At 41.1% G+C, this 24317-nt stretch carries 27 protein-coding genes; 12 read left to right on the forward strand and 15 right to left on the reverse strand.

Annotated elements, in window-relative coordinates; genetic code table 11:
- Window positions 1-47: 47 nt before the first annotated feature.
- The 4 genes from KA713_21400 (at window position 48) to KA713_21415 (ending at window position 3853) form a co-directional block, all read left to right on the forward strand.
- The gene (locus KA713_21400; GenBank protein ID UXE66952.1) at window positions 48-1337 is read left to right on the forward strand and encodes an OmpA family protein; all 1290 of its coding nucleotides are present in this window, start codon (window positions 48-50) and stop codon (window positions 1335-1337) included.
- Window positions 1338-1361: 24 nt separating this feature from the next.
- The gene (locus tag KA713_21405) at window positions 1362-2066 is read left to right on the forward strand and encodes a DUF1003 domain-containing protein (protein UXE66953.1); all 705 of its coding nucleotides are present in this window, start codon (window positions 1362-1364) and stop codon (window positions 2064-2066) included.
- A 149-nt stretch (window positions 2067-2215) separates the two neighbouring features.
- On the forward strand, window positions 2216-3394 hold the full coding sequence (locus KA713_21410) for an OmpA family protein (GenBank protein UXE66954.1): 1179 nt from the start codon (window positions 2216-2218) through the stop codon (window positions 3392-3394).
- Window positions 3395-3403: 9 nt separating this feature from the next.
- Window positions 3404-3853: a nucleoside deaminase gene (locus tag KA713_21415; protein ID UXE69219.1), complete on the forward strand. Its 450-nt coding sequence runs from the start codon at window positions 3404-3406 to the stop codon at window positions 3851-3853.
- Between the two features lie 62 nt (window positions 3854-3915).
- Here the strand turns inward: KA713_21415 and KA713_21420 are convergent, their stop codons facing one another.
- From KA713_21420 to KA713_21430, 3 genes are all read right to left on the reverse strand, one after another.
- A complete protein-coding gene (locus tag KA713_21420) occupies window positions 3916-4140 on the reverse strand; it encodes a hypothetical protein (protein UXE66955.1) in 225 nt (74 codons plus the stop codon).
- A 110-nt stretch (window positions 4141-4250) separates the two neighbouring features.
- Window positions 4251-4919 carry a GTP cyclohydrolase I FolE gene (gene folE, locus KA713_21425; GenBank protein UXE66956.1) on the reverse strand — a complete coding sequence of 223 codons (669 nt, stop codon included), beginning with the start codon at window positions 4917-4919 and terminating at the stop codon, window positions 4251-4253.
- The gene (locus KA713_21430) at window positions 4882-5289 is read right to left on the reverse strand and encodes a 6-carboxytetrahydropterin synthase (GenBank protein UXE66957.1); all 408 of its coding nucleotides are present in this window, start codon (window positions 5287-5289) and stop codon (window positions 4882-4884) included. Before KA713_21430 ends, folE begins: the two co-directional genes overlap by 38 nt.
- A gap of 141 nt (window positions 5290-5430) precedes the next feature.
- Between KA713_21430 and KA713_21435 the strand changes: the two genes are divergently transcribed.
- Window positions 5431-7032, forward strand: coding sequence for a Na+/H+ antiporter (locus KA713_21435; protein ID UXE66958.1), 1602 nt, complete (start codon window positions 5431-5433; stop codon window positions 7030-7032).
- Here KA713_21435 and KA713_21440 read toward each other — a convergent pair.
- Genes KA713_21440 through KA713_21460 form a run of 5 tightly spaced genes read right to left on the reverse strand, consistent with a single transcriptional unit; the run spans window position 7029 to window position 10582 of the window.
- Window positions 7029-7961 (reverse strand): bifunctional riboflavin kinase/FAD synthetase, encoded by a 933-nt coding sequence (locus KA713_21440; GenBank protein ID UXE66959.1) that lies wholly within the window; start codon window positions 7959-7961, stop codon window positions 7029-7031. The two genes, KA713_21435 and KA713_21440, sit on opposite strands and share 4 nt — an antisense overlap.
- Before the next feature lie 9 nt (window positions 7962-7970).
- Window positions 7971-8630 carry a tRNA pseudouridine(55) synthase TruB gene (gene truB / locus KA713_21445; protein ID UXE66960.1) on the reverse strand — a complete coding sequence of 220 codons (660 nt, stop codon included), beginning with the start codon at window positions 8628-8630 and terminating at the stop codon, window positions 7971-7973.
- 7 nt (window positions 8631-8637) lie between these two features.
- The gene (locus KA713_21450) at window positions 8638-9429 is read right to left on the reverse strand and encodes an undecaprenyl-diphosphate phosphatase (GenBank protein UXE66961.1); all 792 of its coding nucleotides are present in this window, start codon (window positions 9427-9429) and stop codon (window positions 8638-8640) included.
- Window positions 9430-9434: 5 nt separating this feature from the next.
- The gene (locus KA713_21455) at window positions 9435-9659 is read right to left on the reverse strand and encodes a DUF3098 domain-containing protein (GenBank protein ID UXE66962.1); all 225 of its coding nucleotides are present in this window, start codon (window positions 9657-9659) and stop codon (window positions 9435-9437) included.
- A gap of 26 nt (window positions 9660-9685) precedes the next feature.
- Complete coding sequence (locus KA713_21460) at window positions 9686-10582, reverse strand: permease-like cell division protein FtsX (protein ID UXE66963.1); 897 nt, start codon at window positions 10580-10582, stop codon at window positions 9686-9688.
- Between the two features lie 165 nt (window positions 10583-10747).
- On the opposite strand from KA713_21460, the gene KA713_21465 reads away from it, so the two are divergent.
- From KA713_21465 to KA713_21480, 4 genes are all read left to right on the forward strand, one after another.
- Entirely contained in the window at window positions 10748-12607 is a 1860-nt protein-coding gene (locus tag KA713_21465) for a gamma-glutamyltransferase family protein (GenBank protein ID UXE66964.1), read from the forward strand.
- Window positions 12608-13054: 447 nt separating this feature from the next.
- Window positions 13055-14371, forward strand: a complete 1317-nt coding sequence (locus KA713_21470; protein ID UXE66965.1) for a beta-lactamase family protein — start codon at window positions 13055-13057, stop codon at window positions 14369-14371.
- 152 nt (window positions 14372-14523) lie between these two features.
- A complete protein-coding gene (locus KA713_21475) occupies window positions 14524-14772 on the forward strand; it encodes a hypothetical protein (protein UXE66966.1) in 249 nt (82 codons plus the stop codon).
- A 411-nt stretch (window positions 14773-15183) separates the two neighbouring features.
- Complete coding sequence (locus tag KA713_21480) at window positions 15184-15537, forward strand: hypothetical protein (protein UXE66967.1); 354 nt, start codon at window positions 15184-15186, stop codon at window positions 15535-15537.
- 115 nt (window positions 15538-15652) lie between these two features.
- Here the strand turns inward: KA713_21480 and KA713_21485 are convergent, their stop codons facing one another.
- From KA713_21485 to uvrB, 3 genes are all read right to left on the reverse strand, one after another.
- A complete protein-coding gene (locus KA713_21485; GenBank protein ID UXE66968.1) occupies window positions 15653-16315 on the reverse strand; it encodes a transposase in 663 nt (220 codons plus the stop codon).
- Between the two features lie 11 nt (window positions 16316-16326).
- A complete protein-coding gene (locus KA713_21490) occupies window positions 16327-16584 on the reverse strand; it encodes a hypothetical protein (GenBank protein ID UXE66969.1) in 258 nt (85 codons plus the stop codon).
- 193 nt (window positions 16585-16777) lie between these two features.
- The gene (gene uvrB / locus KA713_21495) at window positions 16778-18802 is read right to left on the reverse strand and encodes an excinuclease ABC subunit UvrB (protein ID UXE66970.1); all 2025 of its coding nucleotides are present in this window, start codon (window positions 18800-18802) and stop codon (window positions 16778-16780) included.
- Window positions 18803-18953: 151 nt separating this feature from the next.
- Here uvrB and KA713_21500 point away from each other — a divergent pair, with 151 nt between their 5' ends.
- The 3 genes from KA713_21500 to KA713_21510 are packed head-to-tail and all read left to right on the forward strand — an operon-like array spanning window position 18954 to window position 20610.
- Window positions 18954-19355, forward strand: a complete 402-nt coding sequence (locus KA713_21500) for a hypothetical protein (GenBank protein UXE66971.1) — start codon at window positions 18954-18956, stop codon at window positions 19353-19355.
- A 24-nt stretch (window positions 19356-19379) separates the two neighbouring features.
- Window positions 19380-19808 carry a TonB family protein gene (locus tag KA713_21505; protein UXE66972.1) on the forward strand — a complete coding sequence of 143 codons (429 nt, stop codon included), beginning with the start codon at window positions 19380-19382 and terminating at the stop codon, window positions 19806-19808.
- Between the two features lie 13 nt (window positions 19809-19821).
- Window positions 19822-20610 (forward strand): hypothetical protein, encoded by a 789-nt coding sequence (locus tag KA713_21510; GenBank protein UXE66973.1) that lies wholly within the window; start codon window positions 19822-19824, stop codon window positions 20608-20610.
- 3 nt (window positions 20611-20613) lie between these two features.
- On the opposite strand, the gene KA713_21515 is transcribed toward KA713_21510, so the two are convergent.
- The 4 genes from KA713_21515 to KA713_21530 are packed head-to-tail and all read right to left on the reverse strand — an operon-like array spanning window position 20614 to window position 24236.
- A complete protein-coding gene (locus tag KA713_21515; protein ID UXE66974.1) occupies window positions 20614-21357 on the reverse strand; it encodes a shikimate dehydrogenase in 744 nt (247 codons plus the stop codon).
- 7 nt (window positions 21358-21364) lie between these two features.
- On the reverse strand, window positions 21365-22024 hold the full coding sequence (locus KA713_21520; GenBank protein ID UXE69220.1) for a DedA family protein: 660 nt from the start codon (window positions 22022-22024) through the stop codon (window positions 21365-21367).
- Window positions 22021-22827: a phosphosulfolactate synthase gene (locus KA713_21525; protein UXE66975.1), complete on the reverse strand. Its 807-nt coding sequence runs from the start codon at window positions 22825-22827 to the stop codon at window positions 22021-22023. Before KA713_21525 ends, KA713_21520 begins: the two co-directional genes overlap by 4 nt.
- On the reverse strand, window positions 22827-24236 hold the full coding sequence (locus KA713_21530) for a tetratricopeptide repeat protein (GenBank protein UXE66976.1): 1410 nt from the start codon (window positions 24234-24236) through the stop codon (window positions 22827-22829). Before KA713_21530 ends, KA713_21525 begins: the two co-directional genes overlap by 1 nt.
- Window positions 24237-24317: the final 81 nt, after the last annotated feature.

A 24317-nucleotide genomic window follows, 5' to 3' on the forward strand; every position in this document is an offset into this window, starting at 1 on the left:
ATTTGATTAGTATGTTTCAAATTTCTACTCAACCAAAAAAACCCGTTATGAAAACAAAGCTGTCTCTTTTACTTTTTGCTTTGACGGTCATTTTGAATTTGAAGGTCTCAGCCACCAATGGCCAGATAGACGAAAAGAATTCGAATTACGTAGTCATAGGCGTCTTTTCAATCCCAAAAAATGCGATTGAATTTACTGAGAATGCGAGAAAGAATAATCTTTCGGCAGAGTATTCAATTAACCCGCTGCGCAAACTATTCTATGTTTTTGTGCTGCATACAGACGACAAAAGCCTAGCCTTTGAAGAGGCCAAAAAATTGAGAGAAAAAACTCCATATTCCGATACTTGGGTTTACACCGGCTTACTGGGTGAAAATCAAGTGAAAGGGAATGACAGCAACCCGATTGCAGTTGAAAAGATCAATTTGGTAGTGGCGCAAGACAATGTGTCGCTAACTGAAAGCACCAAAGTACCAAACCATTCTTCTGAAGGAGATAAACCTGGCAGTGCAAGTACTTCAACTGCATCAGGAACTTTAACAGCCCAACCTACGGAAACGATGGTGCCTCCTACTGAGCAAGAAGATTCCATGCGACATAAAGCAACTCAAATCGAAAAAGTGGAGGCAGGAAGCAAGCGGATGATGTTTAAAGTATTCACGCATGTAGACGCCCACGATATTCAAGGCGATGTGGATGTGATAGATTTAGATAAAACAAAACCCCGCAAAGTCGCCAGCTATCCTGGGAATGAATCTGTAAATGTCAAGGCAGTCAATAAATCTGGCAACGTTTCTTTTGTGTGCGAAGTATTTGGCTATCGAAAAATTACCACCATTGCTAATTTGAATGACTTATCAGCTACCGAGGGTATTAAACTAGAAGAAAACCAGGCTGTAGTGCCCTTCGAGTTGGTTCGTTTGAAGAAGGGCGATTATGCAGTAATGTATAATGTCTTCTTTTATAAGGATGCGGGCATTATGCGACCGGAATCAAAATATGAAATGAACAGCTTGTTGGATATGATGAAGGAGAACCCCACGTATAAAATAAGAATACATGGCCACACCAATGGCAATGCCCACGGCAAAGTGATTTCCATGGGTGAATCAAAAAACTTCTTTGCTATCACCACTGATGTAAAAGAAGGTTTTGGTTCAGCCAAAAAGCTTTCAGAAGAGCGCGCCAAGGTGATTCAATCTTATCTGATCAAAGAAGGTATTGACCCAACCCGTTTGAAAGTAAAGGCGTGGGGTGGTAAAAGGCCGTTGTACGAAGAAGATCACGCCCAGGCGCAATCAAATGTGCGGGTTGAAATAGAAATTATTGAAGAGTAGTTTTTTCTACTGAACTTTCTGTCAATGGAAAAGTTCAAAAGCGACCTTACGGGCAGAGAATTTGCAGCCAATCAAAAAGTAGATGGCCGCACAATCAGACTAGGCATTCTCAATCAAATTCGGCAAGAGCATCCTCATTTCAATGAGGATTGCTGCTTGTCGATGTCCGAGCTCAACCAATTCCGAAACAAATACATTGAGTCTTCTTTGCGCAATGATGTGGGCACGCTATCGCAATTAGAAAAGGAAGTAATTGAAGCGCTCCACAAAAACGAAACGATTGCCAATGATGTCGATCAAGCAGTAGAAGAAAAACTAACCTATGGGCAGAGGCTGGCAGATCTCATTGCTGAATTTGGCGGAAGCTGGACGTTTATCATTTCATTTTTTATGGTTCTTTTTGCGTGGATCGGGATAAATCTTTATCTCTTTACCAAGCCATTCGATCCCTATCCATTTATATTGCTCAATTTGATTTTGTCTTGCTTGGCAGCCCTGCAGGCACCCGTTATCATGATGAGCCAAAATAGACAAGAAGAAAAAGACCGAGAGCGATCCAAACACGATTACCAAGTAAACCTAAAAGCTGAATTGGAAATCCGGATGCTTCATGAAAAAATGGATCATTTAATATTGAACCAACAACAAAGGTTATTTGAGATTCAGCAAATACAAGTGGAGATGCTGAAAGAGATTACCGATCGATTGGGTAAGACACCAAAATCTTAGTCTGGAAAGTTTGTTACCATGCACCACGCAAAGGAATCTTTTGCCCAACTATTAGATTAAAGTAAATTACCTGATTGGTAGAAATAGCGTTACGAATTGGAATGTTTGCGCATAAATGGTTAACTTGCAGAATCCAAACCCCTACGTTTATGAAATCTTACCTACTCTTTGTATTTGCTTTTATTCTATCCGCATCACTCTATTCTCAAACGAATTACAAGGTTACCATAGGTGTCTTTAAGCGAACTGTAAATGCGCAGCGTTTGTTTGAAAAAGCCAAAAGCCAAGGCTATGAGGCAGGGCAAGTAATAAACCCAGCCAATAGGTTGAATTATGTTTTTGTATTGAATACAATAGAAAAGAGAAAGGCCTATGCATTAGCTGTAAAACTACGTGTCGAAACAGAATACAAAGATGCGTGGGTGTATGAAGAGTCATTTCAAAATTCCGTTCCTATTGTGAAAGCAGAGCCTATCGCAGAGCCTGTGGAAGAAAAGAAACCAGATCCAATAGAGGAGGTCAAGCAAATAGAACCTCCAGTGGTAACTCCTCCAATCGATTCTTCCACAACAAAAAAAGTTGAACCAGAAAAGCCTGTAGTAGTTGAAAAACCAAAGCCAAAGGGCAAGCCATTTCAAATTAGGTTACTAAACACCTCCGATAATTCTGAAGTTAGGTCAGGCGAGATACATGTACAAGAGGCCGTAAAGGCATCCCAATACCAAGTCTTTAAAACGGGTGAGGTAATTTACTTGGAGCCCCCAAAAAATAAGCGAGGCACTTATGCCATCGTTACTCAAGTGGCAGGCTATAGCCCGGCTAGCATTGTCTTCAATTACCAAAATCCAATTGGGGAAAAAGGATCAGACGGAGAGACCATTATCGAGCTGCCGGTGGTAAGGGCCAAGAAGGGAGACTATGTGGATTTTAACAATGTAAAGTTTTTTAAAAATACTTCACTTCTTTTGCCATCGGCACAAAATGAATTGGATGGTGTAGTCGATTTGATGAAAGAAAACATGAAGTATAAAATTAAAATACATGGCCATGTAAACGGAAACCAACCACGCGAATCATTTACGCGCGGTCCTAATTCTTCTTTTTTTGGCACCAATCCTTCCACTGATGTAACCACCAAAAAAATGTCGGCCAAAGACCTATCGTTAAAACGGGCTGAATCTGTTCGCGATTATTTGATCAGTCAAGGTATTGAGGCAAACAGGCTCAGTGTAAAGGGCGAAGGTGGAAAAATTCCGTTGTACGCAGAAGGAGGAACGCTAGGTCAATACAATGACCGGGTTGAAATTGAATTCGTAAGGAGTAAATAACGGCTTTTGATTTCTCTTGTTAAGTCCGATGACCAGTACATGGAGGAAGCTTTGAAAGAAGCTCATAAAGCATTGAATGCTGGCGAAGTGCCTGTGGGCGCGATTGTGGTTTGCAAAAATAAAATTATTGCACGCGCACATAACCAAGCCGAAAAGCTTACCGATGCTACTGCACACGCGGAGATGTTGGCCGTTACCACCGCATCTTACGAATTAGGATCAAAGTACTTAAATGAATGCACGCTCTATGTTACGCTGGAACCTTGCGTGATGTGTGCCGGTGCGCTGCATTGGGTGCAGTTACAGCGATTGGTAATCGGGGCCGAGGACGTGCAGCGTGGGTACTCGATTATTAAAAGTCCTTTGCTGCACGGTAAAACAGAAGTGGTGAAGGGCATCAAATCAGCCGATTGTTCTTCGTTGTTAATGCAGTTTTTCGATCGGATTCGCGCTAATTAGCTTAGCATAAAAAGAAAGCCTTAGCGTTTGCTAAGGCTTTCATATCAAAGGGTAAATGGGTTTTATAACGCCTTTACTTTCTTTGCTTTTTTATCTTCTACTTTTTTTCCGTTGCGGTGCTCGCCCAATATGAGCACATCTTTGGTGGTCTCATATTGTTTGGCGGCCTGCATCATTGCTTGCTCGCTATCGCGGATTAAAATAAGGCCAGACTTTGCGCCTTTGTTGCGCACTTCTATGTACCAGCCATCTTTCTTCTTTTTTGGTAAAATTGGAGGTCTTCCCATGTTTTTTGTTGATTTATGAGCTAAAAAGCCCGTTTTTGAGAATTGCAGCGCAAAGATAACTTTTTTGCTACCCCTTTCAAAGACCTAATCAGACGATTTTAGGGAAACGGTTAATGGTTCACGTAATTCAAAAACTCGCGCTTGGTGTTCTCGTCTTTGAATTTACCAGAGAAATAGGCAGTGCCTGTTTTGCTGTTAGTATCGCTAACCCCTCGCGATGCCACGCACATGTGGTTGGCATCAATCACCACGGCCACATCTTGTGTATTTAATACGCGCTCTAGCTCTCTACCGATTTGCACCGTCAATCGCTCTTGTACTTGTGGACGCTTGGCGAAGTACTGAACAAAGCGATTGATCTTGGAAAGTCCAATCACTTTGCCTGATGAAAAATAGGCTACGTGCGCTTTGCCATAAATAGGCACAAAGTGATGTTCGCAATGCGAGAAAAAAGTAATGTCTTTCTCCACCAGCATTTGATCGTAATTGTATTTGTTTTCGAACAGACGTGTGCTGGGTCTGTTGGCAGGATTCAAACCACTAAAGGCTTCTTGCACAAACATTTTCGCCACGCGCTTGGGTGTGCCTTTCAAACTATCGTCTGTTAAGTCCAATCCCAGCACGGTCATGATTTCACGAAAGTGGGTTTCTATCTTTTGAATTTTCTCTTCATCTGTTAAATCAAAAGCATCTGGCCGCAAAGGGGTATCGTGCGATGAGACCGGGTGCTCATAGTCATCGTCATGCAGGATATTCAACGAAATTTCTTTCGGTCTCATAGAGTTTTATTTTTAGTTCGTAACGATTATCAATCAATTGCCTCAGTATACGCCAAATCACTACTGCAATGTTTTCGGCAGTTGGGTTTAAGTTTTTAAAGTAGAGTGTATCTAAATTAAGGTTTTTGTGGTCAAAATGTTTTAGAATATTTTCCCTTATCAAATCGCTGAGCACTTTTAGGTCATATACATATCCAGTTTCAGGGTCAGATTCACCAATTAAGGTAACAATCAATTCGTAATTATGACCGTGATAATTAGGATTGTTACATTTCCCAAAAACGGCCTCGTTTTTTTCAAATGTCCACTCGGCATTAAACAAACGATGGGCTGCATTGAAGTGTTCTTTTCGGGAGACAGATATTCGCATGGTTGATTACTAAACATGAAGTTATGCAAAAGGTTCAATCGCCTAAATCATTACCCAAAATATTTTAGCGTGTAATACTTTCATGCTGAATAGATTTTAATCAATACTGTATATTAGCAACTGTCATAATCAGATTATCGGATGCATTTAGAGAACATTACCGTCATTCTATTGTTACTGGCCGTGGTTACTGCCTTGGCAGAAGTTACCGATAAAATAAAAATTCCATATCCGGTTTTGTTGGTATTGGCGGGTATTGGGATCAGTCTTATTCCAAACCTGCCGGTGGTGGAGATGAGTCCTGAGGTAATCTTTTTAATATTCTTGCCACCTGCGCTTTACTCATCAGCTTGGACTACCTCGTGGCCCGATTTTAAGTCGAATATCCGATCGATTTCATTGTTGGCAGTTGGTTGCGTTCTGTTTACCACCACCGTGGTGGCCGCTATCGCCCATTATGCAATTCCGGGTTTTGGTTGGCCCGAATCGTTTGTGTTGGGCGCAATCATCTCTCCGCCAGATGCGGTGGCAGCCTCTGCAGCTACCGTTGGCCTAAAAGTGCCTAAGCGATTGATTACAATTTTGGAAGGCGAGAGCTTGGTGAACGATGCCACCGGTTTGATTGCCATGCGCTATGCCATTGCGGCTACATCCACTGGAACTTTTATCTTTTGGCTGGCAGGCATCAATTTTATTTATGTGGCAGCGATAGGTATTGTTATTGGACTGGCGATAGGCCAATTGTTTTTTTGGATTCATAAAATCACGCCAGACAATCCCACCACTGATACAGTGATGACCTTCATTGCACCCTATGTTGCCTACGTAATTGCTGAGCATCCCATGCTGCATGTTTCAGGTGTGCTAGCCGTTGTTTCGTGTGGTTTATTTTTAAGTCAGCGATCGTCTCAAATATTTAAACACGAGGCGCGCATGCAAGCGTGGGCTACCTGGGATACGGTAACTTTTATTCTAAATGGCTTGATCTTTATCTTGATTGGTTTGCAATTGCCGCATGTTCTTTCCAACATTACCCAGCATTCGTTTGCTACACTTTTATGGTATGGTGTGGCGATTAGTTTGGCTACCATTGTGGCCCGAATTCTGTGGGTGTATCCGGGTGCTTACCTTCCACGCTTTTTTAGCAAGCGCATTCGCGAACGTGAAAAACGCCCACCAGCGGCCAATGTTTTTATTGTTGCCTGGTCGGGTATGCGCGGAGTAGTTTCGTTGGCTGCAGCCTTGGCGTTGCCAATAGTATTTGGTGATGGCACCGCCTTTCCCAACCGCGATTTGATTATATTTTTAACCTTTGCCGTTATTTTTTCCACGCTGGTTTTTCAAGGTATGACACTGCCTGGGCTGATAAAAAAATTGGGGATTCAACCCGACCCCAGCACGAAAGAAAGTGAAGACAAGGCGCGCTATGCCATGGCTGCATCGCTGATAGAACACATTGAAGAAAATTATTCGCTGGGGCTCGATGATCGGATTTTGAACAAGATCAAAGTGAAATATGAAATGAGAATTCAACGGTTGAAAAAGGAACCAGACGAAAAAAAGTTAACCGAAGAACAGATCAAACAATTTTTAGATATTCAACATGCCTTGATTAGCCAAGAGCGAATGTTTTTGGAGAATATGCGAAAGAAGGGAGAGATTGGTGATGAGGCACTGCGAAAGATTGAGCGAGAGTTGGATTTAGAAGAATCGCGGTTGATGCTAGAATTAGACGAAAGCTAGCTATTTTTTAGAAGGTTCAATGCCTTCTCTTTATCATCGTGCAATTGCTTTTTCAATGCTTCCAAATCTTGAAACTTACTATCCAAGCGAATTAATGAATGGAAATAGATCGTTAAACTTTCGCCATAAATTTCTTTGTTGAAATCGAACAGGTTTACTTCAATCACCCGTTTTGTTCCGTTTACTGTTGGTCGGTTACCAATGTATAACATGCCTTTGTAAATGGTGGATTCATATTTGACTGTTACTGCATAGATACCGTCTGAAGGAATTAATTTTAGACGTGAATCTAAATCGATGTTAGCCGTTGGGTAGCCTAACACCCTTCCCAACTTGTCTCCTTTCACAACTTGGCCTGTCATGGAATAAGGCCTTCCTAAAAAATGAATGGCTGTTTCAATGTCACCACTTTCCAAAGCATATCTGATTTTTGAAGAACTTACAGCGATGTGATCCACATCTTGCCGTTCAATTTCTTCTACATCAAAACCATAGGTAGGACCGTTTAATTTCAATTGCTCAAAACTACCTTCGCGGTTGTTGCCAAAACGATGATCGTAACCAATTACCAATTTTTTAGTGCCGATCGTATCCACTAAAATATTCTTGATAAAGGCTTGTGAATTGATCTGTGAGAATTCTTTGGTAAAAGGAATCCGCAGGAGGTGTTGAATGCCCTGGTGCTTTAGAAGATCTGCTTTTTCTTCGAATGTATTGAGCAACCGAAGGCTATCTTCTTCTGGTTTAAGAATAAGCCGAGGGTGTGGCCAGAAAGTAATCACCACCGTTTCGCCCAAATGCTTACCCGCAATTTCCTTGAGTCGGTTCAGAATTTTTTGATGGCCCAAGTGCACCCCATCAAACGTGCCGCTGGTAACCACGGCATTTTTTATTGATGCAAAATCATCTAGACTATAATAAATCCTCATGGCGGGCTATCAATTGATTTCTTCTAAGGTCTTTGCTTCTTCTAACTTAAAATTACCAATTCTGGTTCGGCAAAGTGAAGCGAGGTAAGCACCTACGCCCAACTCATTTCCAAAATCGCGAGCAAGGCTGCGAATGTATGTTCCTTTCGAACAAACAATCCGAAAACAAATTTTTGGTTTTTCGATGGAGGTAATTTCAAATTCAGAAACCGTCACTTCTCGAGGTTTCAATTCGATATCTGCACCTTTGCGAGCCAATTTATAGGCACGCTTTCCATCTATTTTAATGGCCGAATGCAGGGGCGGAATTTGTTGCAAGGTGCCCGTAAGCTTCTTCGCTGCCGTGTAAACTTGCTCTTCTGCAAGGGACGAGATATCAACTGGAAGAGATACTTCTGTTTCCAAATCGTGAGAAGGTGTAGTCTGCCCAATTACAAAGTGGCCTATGTATTCTTTTTCCTGCGCTTGATATTCATCAATTTTTTTTGTGAGTTTTCCCGTACAAATAATCAAAAGCCCGGTCGCTAATGGATCGAGTGTGCCGGCATGTCCGATTTTTTTGATTTTCAGTTTATAGCGAAGTTTATTCACCACATCAAAAGAAGTCCAATCCAATGGTTTGTTCACTAGTAGCACGCGCCCTTCTGCTGGTGATGGAAAGGTTTCCATAAGGAAATTACACCGAGAGTTTAATTCCAGATAGATAAAGCACTAGAATGATTACACCCAAAACAATGCGATAGTAGCCAAACAATTTAAATCCATTGTTGGTCAAAAATTGAATGAATGATTTGATTGCCAACATGGCCACTATGAAAGCAACTGCGTTGCCAACAAGTAAGATCATTATTTCATCCGATGAAAATCCATTTCCGGCTTTGTAAAATTTTAGAAGTTTATAACCGGTGGCGGCAGCCATGGTAGGCACGGCCAAGAAAAAGGAAAACTCCGCAGCTGTCTTTTTGGTGAGTTTTTGTGTGAGCCCCCCAATAATGGTGGCGGCTGACCGAGATACTCCGGGTATCATGGCAATAGTTTGAAAGAAACCAATTTTAAGTGCAGTGGTATAGTTGATTTCTGGCACCTCATTTTCTTCGGTCTTTTTAAACAGCTTATCGATGAACAAAAAAACAATCCCGCCAAGGATAAGCATGACTGCTACCACTTCTACTCGCTCTAAAAGTTGATCGATGTAATCATTCAACAAAAAACCAATCACTGCGGCCGGCAAAAAGGCCACAAACAGTTTTATATAGAAGTTGATTGTTTGAAAAAATCTTTTCCAATACAAAACCACCACTGAAAAAATCGCCCCTAGCTGGATGGCCACCGTAAAGGTTTTAGTAAAGGGATTTTCGGCAATGCCCATCAAAGAAGAGGCAATGATCATGTGCCCGGTGGAAGACACTGGCAAAAATTCGGTTATACCCTCCACGATGGCGAGTATAATGGCTTCAATAATCGACATGGAAATTATTTGTTCTCTTTGGTACCCTTCGTTTCGGCCGGTGTATGAAGGATGGCATAGATTTCAATTCCGAATCCCGCAAGCACCACGATGGGACCGAGCGTCAATCCCAAAAAACCAAATCCATACGGTTCTTTATCCATTGACATAATGAGGAAGCCAATCAGCAATACCGCCACACCAATGATCATGAATTGGTAATTCTTTTTTCCGAAAGCGAGCTTGTTCATAAATAGATTGTTCTAATAATACGGTTCTAGTAAAGTTCGTCCAATGATAAATTCAAATATTTAGCTACGGCCCGATAGGTGCTGGTTACCGCTACCACCATACCCATCAAAATCAATGAGCTCATCAGTAAAAAGAGTCGATCGGTATTTTGAATCAGTGTCAGTTCTTCAATGCGCCTGGTGGCCAGCGATAGCAAAACCATCAGTAGCCCAGAGGCAACCAAGCCGGCAATAATTCCATGCAAAACAGCACGTAACAAAAATGGTTTTTGAATGAACCAACGGTTGGCTCCTACCAATTGCATACTGCGGATTAAAAACCGTTGCGAGAATAAGGCGAGGCGAATGGTATTATTGATGAGCAATACAATGGTAACTAGTAGCAAGGATACCAATGCCATCACGATTAAACCAATTTTAGTAATGTTTTGATTAATCGAACTTACCACTAAGGGCACGTAGTCAACTTGAAATACACCCGCAATTTGTTCTGCTTCTTTTTTTACTTTTTTTAGGAGTGTGGTGTCTTGAAAGGCAGGATCGATCCTCACCAAGAAAGCATTCCGCAACGGATTTTCACCTAAGAATTTTTTAAAGTCTTCTCCTGTTTCTTGAATAAACTTTTTGGCTGCTTCTTCTTTGCTGATGAACTTAATAGCATCTCCACCTTTGCTGACAAATGATTTTGCTGTCAGTGCTTTTTCAATTTGCTTCGTCTGTTCGGGAGTGAGCTGGTTTTTGAGATAGACTTGAACTTTTATATTCTCACGAACGGTTCGTTCTAGCTCTTTGGAGTAGATGACCAATGCCCCAAATACGCCAATCACAAAAAGTGCAAGCGTGATGCTAAAGACTACACTCACAAATGGGTAGCTTCCCAACTTCTTCTTACGGAACTTATTTTTAGTTATTTCGCTGGTCATGAAAGGGCAAATATAGCAACTTTGTGTGGTTGCTAAATCCCGCTATTCGCAAATCATTTTAGTCGGTTTTGTCTTTTGATCCAATCGATTTTCCGCCCATGTAATCGGGTACCAGAGTAACACCTAAATTGGATTACTTTACCTCACTAATTTAAAAGCAACTTTATGAAATTAAGGCTAGCCATCCTTCTCACAGTCCTTCCATTATTTTCATTTGGTCAATCGTTCAACAACCTACCAGTTACCACACAAAAGCCACCGCTGCACGGCAGGCATTGGATGGCCGTTACGGGCAAGCCACTGGCGGCCACGGCCGGTGCCATGATTTTTACCAAAGGCGGAAATGCGGTGGATGCCTCGTGCGCCATGTTGGCGGCCAGTTGCACCATGTGGGATGTATTGAGTTGGGGAGGAGAAACCCAGGCACTCATTTACAACCCGAAAACCAAGAAAGTGATTGCCATCAATGCATTGGGGGTTGCGCCAACAGGTGCTACGGCCGATTTTTTCAAAGGCAAAGGAATGAAGTACCCGCCTGAATTTGGACCTTTGGCAGCCGTAACACCCGGCACACCTGGTGGTTTGATGACAATGTTGGCAGAGTATGGCACCATGAGCTTGAAGGAAGTACTAGCACCTGCTATGCAAATGGCAGAGGGTTATCCAATAGAAGCGCAGACCGCCAATTCGATCGAACGTGGAAAAGATCAGATTAAGCAATGGCCGTACTCAAAAAAGATTTTTCTTCCTCATCTGGGGGAAAAGCGTGAGGCGCCAAACGCAGGTGAAGTGTTTGTGCAAAAAGATTTATTGACAACGTTGCAAAAGTTGGTAGAGGCCGAGCAGCTCGCATTGAAGAAGGGCAAAGATCGTAAGGCGGCCATCTATGCGGCTTACGACCGGTTTTATAAAGGAGATATTGCCAAAGAAATTGCTCGTGGCACACAAGAACAGGGCGGCCTGATCACCGAGCAAGATCTAGCCACTTGGAAAGTGAAAATTGAAGAACCACTATCTACTAATTATAGAGGCGTTGAGGTGTACAAATTGCAGCAGTGGACACAAGGCCCTGCCTTTTTACAGACACTGAATATTTTGGAAAATTATGATTTGAAAAGCATGGGCTATAATTCTACTCGCTACATCCACACCGTGTATCAAGCAATGAACTTAGCTTTTGCCGATCGAGATTTTTATTATGGTGATCCGGCTTTAGCACCGGAAGAACCCATCAAAGGATTGTTATCAAAAGAGTATGCGAAAGAGCGCATGAAGTTGATTAACAACGACCGCAATGATGCCAAGGCAAGTCCCGGTGATCCTTATCCATATGAAGGCAAACAAAATCCGTACAATGACTTATTAAAAAACTGGGGCAACTCGCAAGCAAGTAACTTTCAAATCACTAATCCGTTGGACGAAAGATTTTTGGAATCCTTTACTGCTGGCACCACTTCTGTGGAGGCGGCCGACAAGGAGGGGTGGGTGGTTTCAATTACTCCAAGTGGTGGCTGGGTGCCTGCCTGCGTTGCAGGGAATACGGGTGTGGGCTTGAGCCAACGTATGCAATCATTTGTGTTGGATGCAAAAGAAAATCCCTTCAATGTGGTGGAGCCTGGCAAGCGACCTCGGGTAACGCTCACGCCAACGCTGGCATTGAAAGACGGAAAACCATTTTTATCTTTTGCGAAACAAGCGGGTGACGAGCAAGATCAATTATTACTGCAGTTCTTTTTGAACATGGTGGAGTTTGGAATGACGGTGCAAGAGGCATGTGAGGCACCGAGCTTTAAAACTTTGCAGATGTACAGCAGCTTTGGCGATCATGAAAAAATTCCGGGAGGCCTCACACTGAACAGCGCAATGCCGGCTTGGGTGCGCAAAGATTTAGGTAGAATGGGTTACAAGATTACTTACCAAGAAAGAACCAGTGGCCCGATCAATGCCATTTGGTTCGATTGGGTGAACGGCACGTTTTGGGGCGGAAGCAGTAACCACGGAGAGGATTACGGGTTGGGGTGGTAAAAGGAGAGGCAGCTGGAGAATCGAGCTGCCTTTAAGTTTTTATTTTTAAGTAAAATCAATACGCCCGATCCACCAATCCAAAGCCTGAATTCTGTAGTGCATAATCTTGGATTATTAGATGCGATGGAAAAATACATGGTAGTATTCATTTAATAGGTACTGGTTTCGATAAAATCACTTGGTAGCCGATCTAAAGACTAATTTGAAACATATATTTTGTAGCCTTCTCTAATTTAGTGAAGGACTACTTTTCTCCCTAGACGCCTACTTTTTTATAGCATAGAAGCTTTGCGCCAGGCGGGGTTGACGCGTAATCCAACGTTTTCGTATCTTTAGTGCGTTCGGTGTCGGGGACACCGCGCGGCTTCGGAAGCCCCGCTCGAACGCAAATACTCACGTTGGCGGCTATTTCAAATAAGAGTGGACTAAACGATAAACGAAATAAAAATGACCCGACAAATTTTAACAGCTCTATTAATTAGTTTTTCTATCCAACAAGGCTTCTCACAAGACTTTGACAAAGCGAAACTAGACAGTTATTTCAAGGCGATTGAAACAAACGACAAGTTTATGGGAAACGTTGCGGTTATAAAAGATGATAAGATCATTTACAGCAAATCAGTTGGTTACATTGACAGGGAGAATAAAGTTAAGGCAAACGAAGAATCGAAATATAGAATTGGTTCGATTTCAAAAGCGTTTACGACTGTTTTGATTTTAAAAGCAGTTGAAGCTGAGAAGTTGGACTTAAACCAAACTATTGGAAAATGGTTCCCAACTATTAAATATTCCGACAAAATCACAGTAAAGAATTTGCTTAATCACAGAAGCGGAATCCACAACTTTACAGACGACCAAGAGTATTTGACTTGGAACACTCAACCCAAAACAGAGAAAGAAATGATTGAAATTATAACAAAAGTTGGAAGTGATTTTGAGCCAAACACAAAATCTTCGTACAGTAATTCAAATTTCGTTTTGTTGACATACATTCTTGAAAAGAGTTTCAAAAGTTCATACTCAACAATATTGGCTAAGTACATCACTCAACCTATTGGATTAATCAATACTTATTTTGGTGGACAAATCAATACCTCTAAAAATGAAAGTAAATCTTATAGATATATGAATACTTGGAAACAAGAACCTGAAACAGATATGTCAGTTCCATTAGGAGCCGGGGGAATAGTCTCGACAGCAAATGATTTAGTGAAATTCAGTAATGCATTGTTCACAGGTAAACTATTGAAGAATGAAAATCTTGAATTTATGAAAAGCACGATTGACCGATATGGAAATGGACTTTTTCAAATTCCTTTCTATAACAAAATTGGTTATGGACATACAGGAGGAATTGACGGGTTTTCGTCAGTATTCTCGAACTTTGATAATAATGTTTCTTATGCTTTAGTTTCAAATGGAACGGGTTTCAACAACAACGACATTTCTATTGCCGTGTTAAGCGCTGTTTATAATAAACCATACGACATGCCTGATTTCAAGAGTTTCAATCTTACTTCAGAAGACCTAGACAAATATCTTGGTATTTATTCGTCAACACAGTTCCCCTTAAAAATTACTATTACAAAAGACAGTGCAACTTTAATTGCACAAGCAACAGGACAATCTTCATTTCCACTGAAAGCCACAGACAAAGATATTTTCAAATTTGACCAAGCAGGGCTTGTTTTGGAGTTTATTCCGTTGGACAAAACAATGATTTTAAAACAAGGTGGCGGACAATATACCTTAAAGAAAGAATGAGAAACAGCCGCCAACAATGTATTTGCGTCAAGCGGGGTTGACGTCTAGTCCAACGTTTTCGTATCTTTATTCCGTTCGGTGTTGGGGACAGGACGCAGTTTCAAATTCCCGCCCGATCGCAAATATTCACGTTGGCTGTAAGTAGAAAAACTATGCGAAAACATATTGAACAAAATAAAAATTTACTCAATAACTTTAACCCATTAGAAGAAAAACACCTATTGGAGGAGCTATCCTGTTCTATTAAAATAAAAGAGATCAAAAAAGATGAGCATATTTTAAAAGAAGGTAATTCGTGTGATACACTTACGTACATTATCAAAGGGTGTTTCAGACAGTATACAGAAATAGAAAGTAATGAAGTTAATTTTCTTTTTTATTTTGAAACCGATTTTGTTTAGATTACTTAAGTTTTTTAACAAAGAGTTTTTCAAAATATAATATCATAGCCATTGAAGATTCTATCGTCTTACAAATTCAACATAATGATCTAAATGCGTTAAAGAACAAGAATATATTATGGGATGTTTTTCTAAAAAATGTAGCAGAAAAAGAGATTATTAGATTATATAAAAGAAACGAAGTATTACTCACCTTGACACCGGAAGAGCGCTACTTAAAACTTTTAGAAGTTCATCCTCAAATTATGCAGCGTGTATCTCAAAGAAAAATAGCAACTTTTTTAGGTATTACAGAGCAATCTTTGAGCAGAATTAGAAAAAGAATTGTTACAAAACCACCGAACTTACCTTAAGTTAATACGACTTACTTTGGATTGATTGTAATTTTGTCTAAAATTAAAATTTAACATTATGAAAATCAATTCAAAAATTCACGGCATATTGGACTATGCATCTGTATTATTTCTTTGGGCATCACCAACTCTTTTCGGATTGCCAGAAATTACATCTTATTTTACCTACATTTTAGGTTTTATACATTTGACCCTCACAATTTTAACCAATTTTGAATTAGGGTTAATTAAAGTAGTTCCACTTAAAATACACGGTATTATTGAAGCTATTGTAGCTGTTACATTAGTTGTTATTGCATTTTATTTTGGAAGTATTGAAGGTGCCATTGCACAAAATTTCTATCTCATTTTCGCAGCTGTATTAGCTGGTCTATGGTTTTTTACTGAGTACAAAGTAAACTCTTTAGATTAAATAATTGAATACAAATGTAAATTACCTACAGCCAACATAAGTAGCTGATGCGCAACTCTTAAAAAAAAGGTGGGTTTAGGAAATTCAAGCCAAAAATGGCTTTATCAGGTTCGTTTTAAGGGACAGCGATGTGAGGGGCGGAAAACAGAGTGCGGAAAAATGGTGATGCCATAACCGATTTTACGAAGCACAGGAATGGCGATGAAAATGTGGCCGTGGTTTCCCCCAACAGTTCCATTTTCTTTATCATGGCAGTGACTTTTGGAGATTCAAAACGTAAATACTTTTTCAAGTTGTATGCCGGTGCGGCCATGATCACATGCTTGTTGGCTTGGCGTATGCCCCGTGTGTTCACACGCTTCATGTTCATAAAGTTGATCAACGTACCCAACACGGGCTCAACTGTTTTGCTGCGGATGCGGCCCATTTGTTTGGCATAGGGTGTTTGCATTTTTTTATGCATCAAATCGTAGAGTGGTTTATGGATGTTGTCCTCTATCTTTTTAAACTTGGTGCTCTTGCCGCAACAGGCCACGCGCAGGGGACAATCTTTACAAACCGATTCGCTGCTCCGATATGTTTTTTTCTGATACCCTTTGCGATCTGATCTTTCGCCTTTGCAGGGCAGTATTGCTTTTTTCCCACGCTGGCATTCATACTGATCTTTCTGTTGATTGTAGATAAACCCTTCGCGTTGCGCTCTATATTGCCCAATGTTGGGGATGTAGGCATCCACATTTTTTTCCTTCAGGTACTTTATATAAATTCCGAACAGCACTTCTTTGAAGACTACACTGCTCCCAACGTCTTCGCATCCATCTTCACAATGTGCTTAGCCGCTTTGAAAGTTTCGTTGTTGTAGAAGCCAGATAGTATGCGGTGGGCGATTTGTTCCATCACCAACTCATCATCTGTTTTTCCTTGTTTGCCTTGCCAGTACACACGTTGCGGATTTTTCTTCATGTCATCCACATAGCTGCGGGCATGTTGGTATTGATCGCTGGTGAAGGTGATGGTGAAGCAGGTTTTTACTTGATGTGTTTCCATAGTGAATTGGGTTAATTCAATGAATGTGCCAAAAAATAGAATTCGATTTTACGAAAAAACACAGTTCCGGAAAAGAGGTTGTTTTATTCTCGGTCAAAAATGTTCGGAGGTGGGAAAGGGGATGCAGGATACTTGTTGCTGGTCTTGCGAACTCGAAACCGAAAACTAGCAACTTAGAACCAGTAACCAGTAACTATTTTTTGCCTTCCAACAATTTCAAAATCGCCAAATACTCATCCCTCAACCGCGCGGCTTCCATAAACTCCAATTCTTTCGCGGCCTTTTCCATCGCCTTGCGGGTTTGGTCGGCCATTTTGGTTAGCTCATCTTTGTTTAAATAAGCTGTTACCGGGTCAGCAGCCAACGATTTCTCTTCGTCTTCGATGTAGTATTGTTTCAATGTCTTTTTAGAATCGGCCACTTTGGTTTGACCCATGATGGAATCGATGGATTTTAAAATTGTTTTAGGCGTAATGCCATTGGCCGAGTTGTAATCCAACTGCACTTTTCTTCTGCGGTCGGTTTCGTCAATGGCCAGTTGCATCGACTCAGTTATTTTATCCGCGTACATGATTACCCGGCCATTTTCATTACGTGCCGCACGCCCAATAGTTTGCACCAGCGAGCGTTGGTTGCGCAAAAAGCCTTCTTTGTCGGCATCCAAGATTAGCACTAACGAAACTTCAGGCAGGTCCAATCCTTCACGCAACAAGTTTACACCTACCAATACATCAAACACACCCAATCGTAGTTCTCGTAAAATCTCCACACGGTCCAGGGTGGAAACTTCGGAGTGAATGTAGCGGCACTTGACGGAAGCGCGCTCCATAAACTTGGTGAGCTCTTCGGCCATACGCTTTGTAAGTGTGGTAACGAGTACACGTTCTTTTTTCTTTACGCGTTCGTCAATTTCTTCTAGTAAATCATCAATCTGATTTTTGCTGGGGCGCACGTCAATCATCGGGTCGAGCAAGCCAGTAGGGCGAATGAGCTGCTCAATCACAACGCCTTCTGATTTTCGAAGTTCGTATTCTGAAGGTGTGGCACTTACATAAATGACTTGGCTCATGATCGACTCAAATTCATTGAATGTAAGCGGACGATTGTCCAACGCAGATGGCAAGCGGAAACCATAGTCGACTAGGTTTACTTTGCGGGAGCGATCACCTCCCCACATGGCACGCACTTGTGGCACCGTTACGTGACTTTCGTCAATCACCATTAAAAAGTCATCGGGGAAATAATCGATTAAGCAAAAAGGTCGGGCGCCAACACTTCTTCTATCGAAGTACCGCGAATAATTTTCGATGCCACTGCAATAGCCGAGCTCGCGCATCATTTCCAAATCAAACTCGGTACGCTCCTTCAATCGCTTGGCTTCTAAAAATTTCCGCTCTTGCTGAAAGCTTTCTACTTGCAGTACCATGTCATCCTGTATTTCACGAATGGCTTGGTTCAGCATATCCTTTCCCGTCACGAATAAGTTGGCAGGGAAAATAACCGCCATTTTTTCTTCTGATATCTTTTTTCCTGAAACGGGATCTATGTTTTGGATAGATTCGATTTCATCACCAAAAAAATAAATACGAATGGCATAATCGGCATACGCCAGAAAAACGTCTACTATATCGCCCTTTACGCGAAAGGTACCGCGCTTAAATTCTGCCTCTGTGCGACTGTACAAAATATCTACCAGCCCAAACAAAAAGCGATTGCGCGGAATAGATTCACCCACTTTTAATTGAATCCTGTTTTTTCCAAACTCTTCGGGATTACCAATGCCATAAATGCAAGAAACCGAGGCTACCACCAATACATCCCTTCGGCCGGTGAGCAGCGAGGAAGTAGCACTCAATCGAAGTTTTTCAATTTCGGCATTGATGGATAAATCTTTTTCGATGTAGAGATTTGACGAAGGAATAAACGCCTCGGGCTGATAATAATCGTAGTACGAAATAAAATATTCGACCGCATTCTCTGGAAAGAACTGTTTGAACTCACCATACAATTGTGCTGCCAGTGTTTTGTTGTGACTAAGCACCAACGTGGGGCGATTGAGGTTGGCCACTACGTTGGCGATGGTAAACGTTTTCCCTGACCCGGTAACACCCAACAATGTTTGGTGTTGCTCGCCTTGGGAAATGCCTTTTACCAATTGCTCAATGGCTTTGGGTTGATCGCCCGTGGGCACGTATTGGCTGGTGAGTTTGAAATCCATTGGTGCAAGATACGAATGGATTTTGGTATGATTTACAGATAAACTAGTTGACCGACCTTATTGTAAAATGGTGAGTTATTCGAACCAAAATTGCATAAAATTTTTCTGCGACATAAATTACTACTTTCAAAAAATAAATTATTTTTAGAGGATGAAGAAAAGTACCCTTTTGTTTCTACTATCAGTGATTGCCCAACCTACTTTTGGCCAAAGCAATCCACGCATTGTTGAATATTTTGATGAGTTTTGGCAAACTACCCCTTATAAAGAAAAAGCCCATTATTACCGCACAATTGATAAGCAGGGTAGCTTATTCTTAGTGAAGGATTTCTATGTGGCAAGTAATTCAATTCAAATGGAGGCTTTATGTAGTAGCGTGAACCCACTTACACAAATTGGCAAAGTAATTTGGTATCATCCGAATGGATTGGTTGAGCGGGAAGGGGAATATATTTCTGGAAAAGCTCAAGGTATCCACAAGAGATATTATGAGAATGGCCAGATTCGAAGCGAAACTTTATATAATGGAGAGAATTCATTGACGCTGCAATAGTGGTCGGAAGAAGGAAAGCCTTTGTTGGAAAAGGGCACAGGTCTAGTAGTTTCGAGAGAAGAAAACAATGAAACCATTTATTTCGAGGTTGAAGATTCAATAATGGTTGCCTCTTACACGGTGTCCGATTCATACGATACATTGTATGGGTTTACTGATGTTATTCCAACATATAAAGGTGGAATGCAAGAATTTTATCGTGGCATAAGTAAGTTGATTAGGTACCCCAATTACGCAAGGCGAAATAGGATTGAAGGTAAGGTATTCATAAGATTTACGACTAATAAGAAGGGACTAATTGATTCTGCAAAGGTAATTAAGGGAATCGGAGGTGGCTGTGACGAGGCAGCCTTAGAAGCTTGCATTAAACAAACTCGGTGGATACCGGGCACTCGTAAAGGCAAGCCTGTGAAAACAAGTTTAGTTTTGCCCATTATTTTTAAATTAACATAAATATCCTTGTCCCATGAAAAAACAAATTCGATATCTGTTTATTATAACTTTGTTTGTATCGGCTTGTCAGGCTTATGGCCAAGACTCTTTAGCTACTATTTATTTTTATCGAGCAAGTAAATTTGCTGGATCGTTTGTAGGGTATAACCTCAAGCACAATGGAAATATAATTGGTCCAGTTAAATCGGGCACTCTTTTAACTTATCAATGCCCTGCTGGGGTTCAAATATTTAGTGCTACTACAGAAAGTGAGTCTTCAATTAAAGTAGAAGTAGCATCTGGCGAAACTTATTACATAGAGTGTGGGATAGCAGTAGGAGTGATGGTAGGAAAACCAACGTTCCGGCAGGCATCGGCAATTCAAGCAAAAGTGGATATCGAAAAGCTAGATAAAGCAATTGCCTCCGCATTACCTTCTAAAGTCTTGGAAAGTAACCAAGCAGCCGATACCATTCGTGCACTCGCCAATTTATTTCAGCGCAAGCGCAAAGGTGGCACTACTCGTGCTGTGGTGTTTGGAGCACTGGGTATCGGCTCTATAATTGGTACAGCTAATTACAAACCGACCACTGTTACTATAAATCAAGGTTCGGCAGGTTCACAAATCATCGAAATCAGCTCTGGTCCGCCAGCCATTAATTATGTTTTTATCGGTTTCAATGCAATAATGGTGGTCACAGGCATTACGCAAGCCTCTAATTACAGCACCCAAAAATTAGATGCACTGATAAACAATTATAAAGAGGGCAATCCATTACCTGCTAAAATAAAAAGTAAACTAAAAGCGAAGGACTTTAAATAAAAGTCAATTATTCCAAATCGCCCACGCTTTCTCTGCCTGAATGTGCAGCATCTCCAACCCGTTTTTAATGTTCGCCCCGCGCATTTCTGCTTTTTGTAAAAACACGGTGCGGGCTGGGTTGTAAATCAAATCGTACACATAATGCGTACTGTTGATCAATTCAAAGTTGATAGGAGGGAAGGCATTGGCATCAGGGCTCATGCCGAGGGGTGTGGTATTGATGATGAGCGGAGTTGCTGTTAACAACGAGCCATTTTGTTCTAACTCTTCATATGTAAGGTCACCACTGGTTTTTTCGCGCGAAACAATTTGAAAGGGTATGGACAGTTTTCTCAACGCTTGACGAACAGCTTTCGAAGAACCTCCGCTTCCTAGTACCAACGCTTTTGCATTTTCAATTTTAGGAAACCATTTCTCTAAGGTTTCATAGAAGGCATCGCTATCGGTATTGTAGCCTACTAATTTTCCGTTTTGGATTTTGATGACGTTGACTGCTCCAATTTTTTTTGCATCGTTGTCAATGTCGGATAGAAATTTCATCACCTTTTCTTTGTAGGGAACCGTTACGTTCAATCCGCAGAGTTCTGGATTTTCGTTCAATAGTTTTTTTAACTCTTCTACTGTTTGTAGCGGGTATAGATCGTAGTGATAGTCTCGCAATCCTTCTCTAAAAAACTTTTCATCGAAATATGATTTGGAAAATGAATGAGATACGGTTGAGCCGATTAAGCCAAATTTCTTTTCCATAGTTTTTTTAGTTAGCGGTAGTGCTCTTTTTTGTTTTCGCTCGGAAAAACCCGACAATCATTGGAAGAACAGAAATAAAAATGATAGCGATGATTACTTTTTCAAAATTTTCTTTAATGATGGGCAAGTTTCCAAATAAAAAGCCCAAGGAAGTCAAACCGGCCACCCAAAGTATGGCGCCAATAATACAATTGATAATATAACGCTGGTAGGTCATGCTGCCAGCACCCGCCACAAAGGGAGCGATGGTGCGCACGATGGGAACAAACCGCGCCATGATAATGGTTTTAGCACCATGCTTTTTATAAAATGCTTCAGTCTGTTCGATGTATTCCCGCTTAAAAAATAAAATGCGCTTTTTGCTTTTAACGTACGATCCCGCAAAACGGCCTACAAAATAATTAGTATTATCGCCTAGAAGTGCAGCTAAAATCAAAAGTGGAATGATGACAAAAACATTCAGCACAGAATTGGGCAATGCGGCAAGCGCCCCTGCGGCAAACAACAATGAATCGCCAGGTAAAAAGGGCATGACTATCAATCCAGTCTCAGTAAACACAATCAGAAACAAAATGATATACGTCAAGGTGCCATATTCATTTACAATCGTAATTAAATGCTGATCTAAATGAAGAATAAAGTCAATCAAAAATTCGATCATGATCAGTCTGCTTCGAATGGCGGTGCAGCGTTCGTATCTTTCCTTCTCTCCAAGCCAAGGAAATGCAAAAATGTATCGCCACGCAACCCCAACCGAATGGTTTCTAATGGGATGACTTCATTAGGTGCGATGTTCCCCAAGTTTACGTTTGCCCCCAATAATTTAATAAACCACACCTGTTGTGCTTTTTGTGGGGCTTCCCAAATGATTTTCTCAAAAGGAATTTTCGTCAAGATTTCTTGCACCAAACCGGAACGCACTTCACCAGAAGAACGGAACAAACCAACATTTCCGCCTTCTCTGGCTTCGCCAATCACTTTCCACGCACCCGCATCCAATTCTTTCTGCATCAGGTCGATCCATAGGTAAGGTGGAATAATTTTGTCGGCATCTTTTGAGCCTACCTCCGATAAAACCGTGACTTGTTTTGAAAGCTTGGAGATATAGTCCAATTTTTTATCGTGATCCAAATCAATTGAGCCATCTGATACTTCGGCAAACGACATATCAAATTTGTCCAATACTTTTCGGTAATCGTCAAATTGATCGCGGATGATGAAGGCTTCAAACAAAGTTCCGCCAAAGTAGCAGGGGATACCCGCATCTTTATATACTTTTAGTTTGTCTTTTAGCTTCGGTGTAACATAGGAAGTGGCCCAACCAAGTTTTACAATATCCACATGGTCGGCAGCAATGCTCATGAAATCTTCGGCTTCGCGCACACTAAGGCCTTTGTCCATGGCCATGGTAAAACCCATTTGCCTGGGCTTTGTGGTGCGCTCAGGTAAGTTTTTTAGATTGTAATTCATTACGGATTTTCTTTTCTAAACTGATCGATAATTTTAAAGAAGGCTTTTTGCTTTTCTAACTTCGGGAAGAAATCGAAAAGCACTTTATGTCCTTCAAAGTCCAAAATTAATGCATTTTCCAAAAACGTGAATGCTTCCTTAAACTGCCCAGCCTCTACTAAATAAATACACATGCGGTAAAGCAAGTCTGCATCTTTGGGCATATCGTTGAGCGCTTGCGCCAAAATATCACCCGCTTTCAATGGCTCGCCTTGTTCATAATAAATAAATGACCAGTTCAACCAAATTTCTTTGTCATCGGGTGCCAGGTTCGCTGCTTCTTCGTATGCGCTAATGCTCGAAATGGTGTTGCCGATTTTAAATTCTGCATGTGCCGCGGCTTTCCAATAATCAGGAATCAGGTGATTGATTTTTATGGCTTTGTTATAGAAGTGCAATGCTTGGTACCACTTTTCTTGCTTCTCTAAACAACTGCCTGCACCAAACCACGCTTCGTCATACAAGGTATCGAGCTTGGTGGCTTTTTGATAATATTTTAGCCCAAGTTCTAATTGATTGATGTTTTCATAGGCAGCACCAATACAACAATACACCTCTGGGCTGGGGCCTTCAATTTCGATCGTCTTGTTGAATTCTTCCAGCGCATCTTGGTAGCGCTCTACGTTCATGTAAGAGTTGCCCAAATTGAAATGAGCCGAAGCAAAATTTTCTTCAATAGCGATGGCAAAGCCATAGGCATCAATGGCTTCTTCAAATTTATTGAGCTTGTTGCAAACGATACCCAAGTTGTACCACGCGGCCGAAGAATACGGATCTTCGTCAATAAATTTTTTGTAGTACGACAAACTGTTTTCCAGTTGGCCAACCACGTCTAAACAAAATGCTAATTCATACAAAGAACCTTCATGCGAAATATTTACATCAATTGATTTTTTGTAGTACTCAATGGCGCGATCGTAATCTTCCAAACTTTGGTATGCTAAACCGATGTTGTAATACACATCATCGTGTTCTTCATCTGTGAAGGTAAGAATGCCTTCGTACACTTGAATAGCCTCTTGGTGCTTTCCTTGCAAGGAAAGGATTGAACCAATGGAAAGGTACACTTCTGGATCGGTGGGGTGTAAATTGCGTGAAGTTTCTAACAATTCAAGCGCTTCATCGTATTGCTGAAGGTTGGAGAGCACTTGTGCTTTGATGGAAATTAATCCGGTAGAAAAGGGAAACTGATCGATGGCTTGGTTTACGGCAGTCAATGCTTTTTTGAACTTTAACTTCTCCATGTAATGGTCGATGATGATCTCGTATTCATCGATGTCAAAATAAGCTGGTGAGGTTGCCCTGAGATTTTCTTCGTACCGTTTAATCAACTCCTCTTCTTCTTCCCTTTTTCTAAATTCGTGGCTCATCTGTTGAAAGGTTTTCCTAAAGTAGGAAAAATTTGGGCTAAAAAAAACCCTTTTTTCCAATACAAAAATCGGCTAATAAAT

Source organism: Chryseotalea sp. WA131a (genome assembly GCA_025370075.1).
GTDB lineage: Bacteria > Bacteroidota > Bacteroidia > Cytophagales > Cyclobacteriaceae > ELB16-189.

Bases quoted from the DNA above. Each gene is read 5' to 3' on its own strand.
- KA713_21400 (UXE66952.1), top strand. From the start codon at position 48: ATGAAAACAAAGCTGTCTCTTTTACTTTTTGCTTTGACGGTCATTTTG.
- uvrB (UXE66970.1), bottom strand. From the start codon at position 18,802: ATGGATTTCAAACTCACCAGCCAATACGTGCCCACGGGCGATCAACCC.
- truB (UXE66960.1), bottom strand. From the start codon at position 8,630: ATGGAAACCTTTCCATCACCAGCAGAAGGGCGCGTGCTACTAGTGAAC.
- KA713_21430 (UXE66957.1), bottom strand. From the start codon at position 5,289: ATGCGAATATCTGTCTCCCGAAAAGAACACTTCAATGCAGCCCATCGT.
- KA713_21490 (UXE66969.1), bottom strand. From the start codon at position 16,584: ATGGAAACACATCAAGTAAAAACCTGCTTCACCATCACCTTCACCAGC.
- KA713_21470 (UXE66965.1), top strand. From the start codon at position 13,055: ATGACCCGACAAATTTTAACAGCTCTATTAATTAGTTTTTCTATCCAA.
- KA713_21420 (UXE66955.1), bottom strand. From the start codon at position 4,140: ATGGGAAGACCTCCAATTTTACCAAAAAAGAAGAAAGATGGCTGGTAC.
- KA713_21435 (UXE66958.1), top strand. From the start codon at position 5,431: ATGCATTTAGAGAACATTACCGTCATTCTATTGTTACTGGCCGTGGTT.
- KA713_21475 (UXE66966.1), top strand. From the start codon at position 14,524: ATGCGAAAACATATTGAACAAAATAAAAATTTACTCAATAACTTTAAC.
- KA713_21530 (UXE66976.1), bottom strand. From the start codon at position 24,236: ATGAGCCACGAATTTAGAAAAAGGGAAGAAGAAGAGGAGTTGATTAAA.
- KA713_21405 (UXE66953.1), top strand. From the start codon at position 1,362: ATGGAAAAGTTCAAAAGCGACCTTACGGGCAGAGAATTTGCAGCCAAT.
- KA713_21480 (UXE66967.1), top strand. From the start codon at position 15,184: ATGAAAATCAATTCAAAAATTCACGGCATATTGGACTATGCATCTGTA.
- KA713_21410 (UXE66954.1), top strand. From the start codon at position 2,216: ATGAAATCTTACCTACTCTTTGTATTTGCTTTTATTCTATCCGCATCA.
- KA713_21440 (UXE66959.1), bottom strand. From the start codon at position 7,961: ATGAGGATTTATTATAGTCTAGATGATTTTGCATCAATAAAAAATGCC.
- KA713_21455 (UXE66962.1), bottom strand. From the start codon at position 9,659: ATGAACAAGCTCGCTTTCGGAAAAAAGAATTACCAATTCATGATCATT.
- KA713_21450 (UXE66961.1), bottom strand. From the start codon at position 9,429: ATGTCGATTATTGAAGCCATTATACTCGCCATCGTGGAGGGTATAACC.
- KA713_21465 (UXE66964.1), top strand. From the start codon at position 10,748: ATGAAATTAAGGCTAGCCATCCTTCTCACAGTCCTTCCATTATTTTCA.
- KA713_21460 (UXE66963.1), bottom strand. From the start codon at position 10,582: ATGACCAGCGAAATAACTAAAAATAAGTTCCGTAAGAAGAAGTTGGGA.
- KA713_21525 (UXE66975.1), bottom strand. From the start codon at position 22,827: ATGAATTACAATCTAAAAAACTTACCTGAGCGCACCACAAAGCCCAGG.
- KA713_21510 (UXE66973.1), top strand. From the start codon at position 19,822: ATGAAAAAACAAATTCGATATCTGTTTATTATAACTTTGTTTGTATCG.
- folE (UXE66956.1), bottom strand. From the start codon at position 4,919: ATGAGACCGAAAGAAATTTCGTTGAATATCCTGCATGACGATGACTAT.
- KA713_21515 (UXE66974.1), bottom strand. From the start codon at position 21,357: ATGGAAAAGAAATTTGGCTTAATCGGCTCAACCGTATCTCATTCATTT.
- KA713_21500 (UXE66971.1), top strand. From the start codon at position 18,954: ATGAAGAAAAGTACCCTTTTGTTTCTACTATCAGTGATTGCCCAACCT.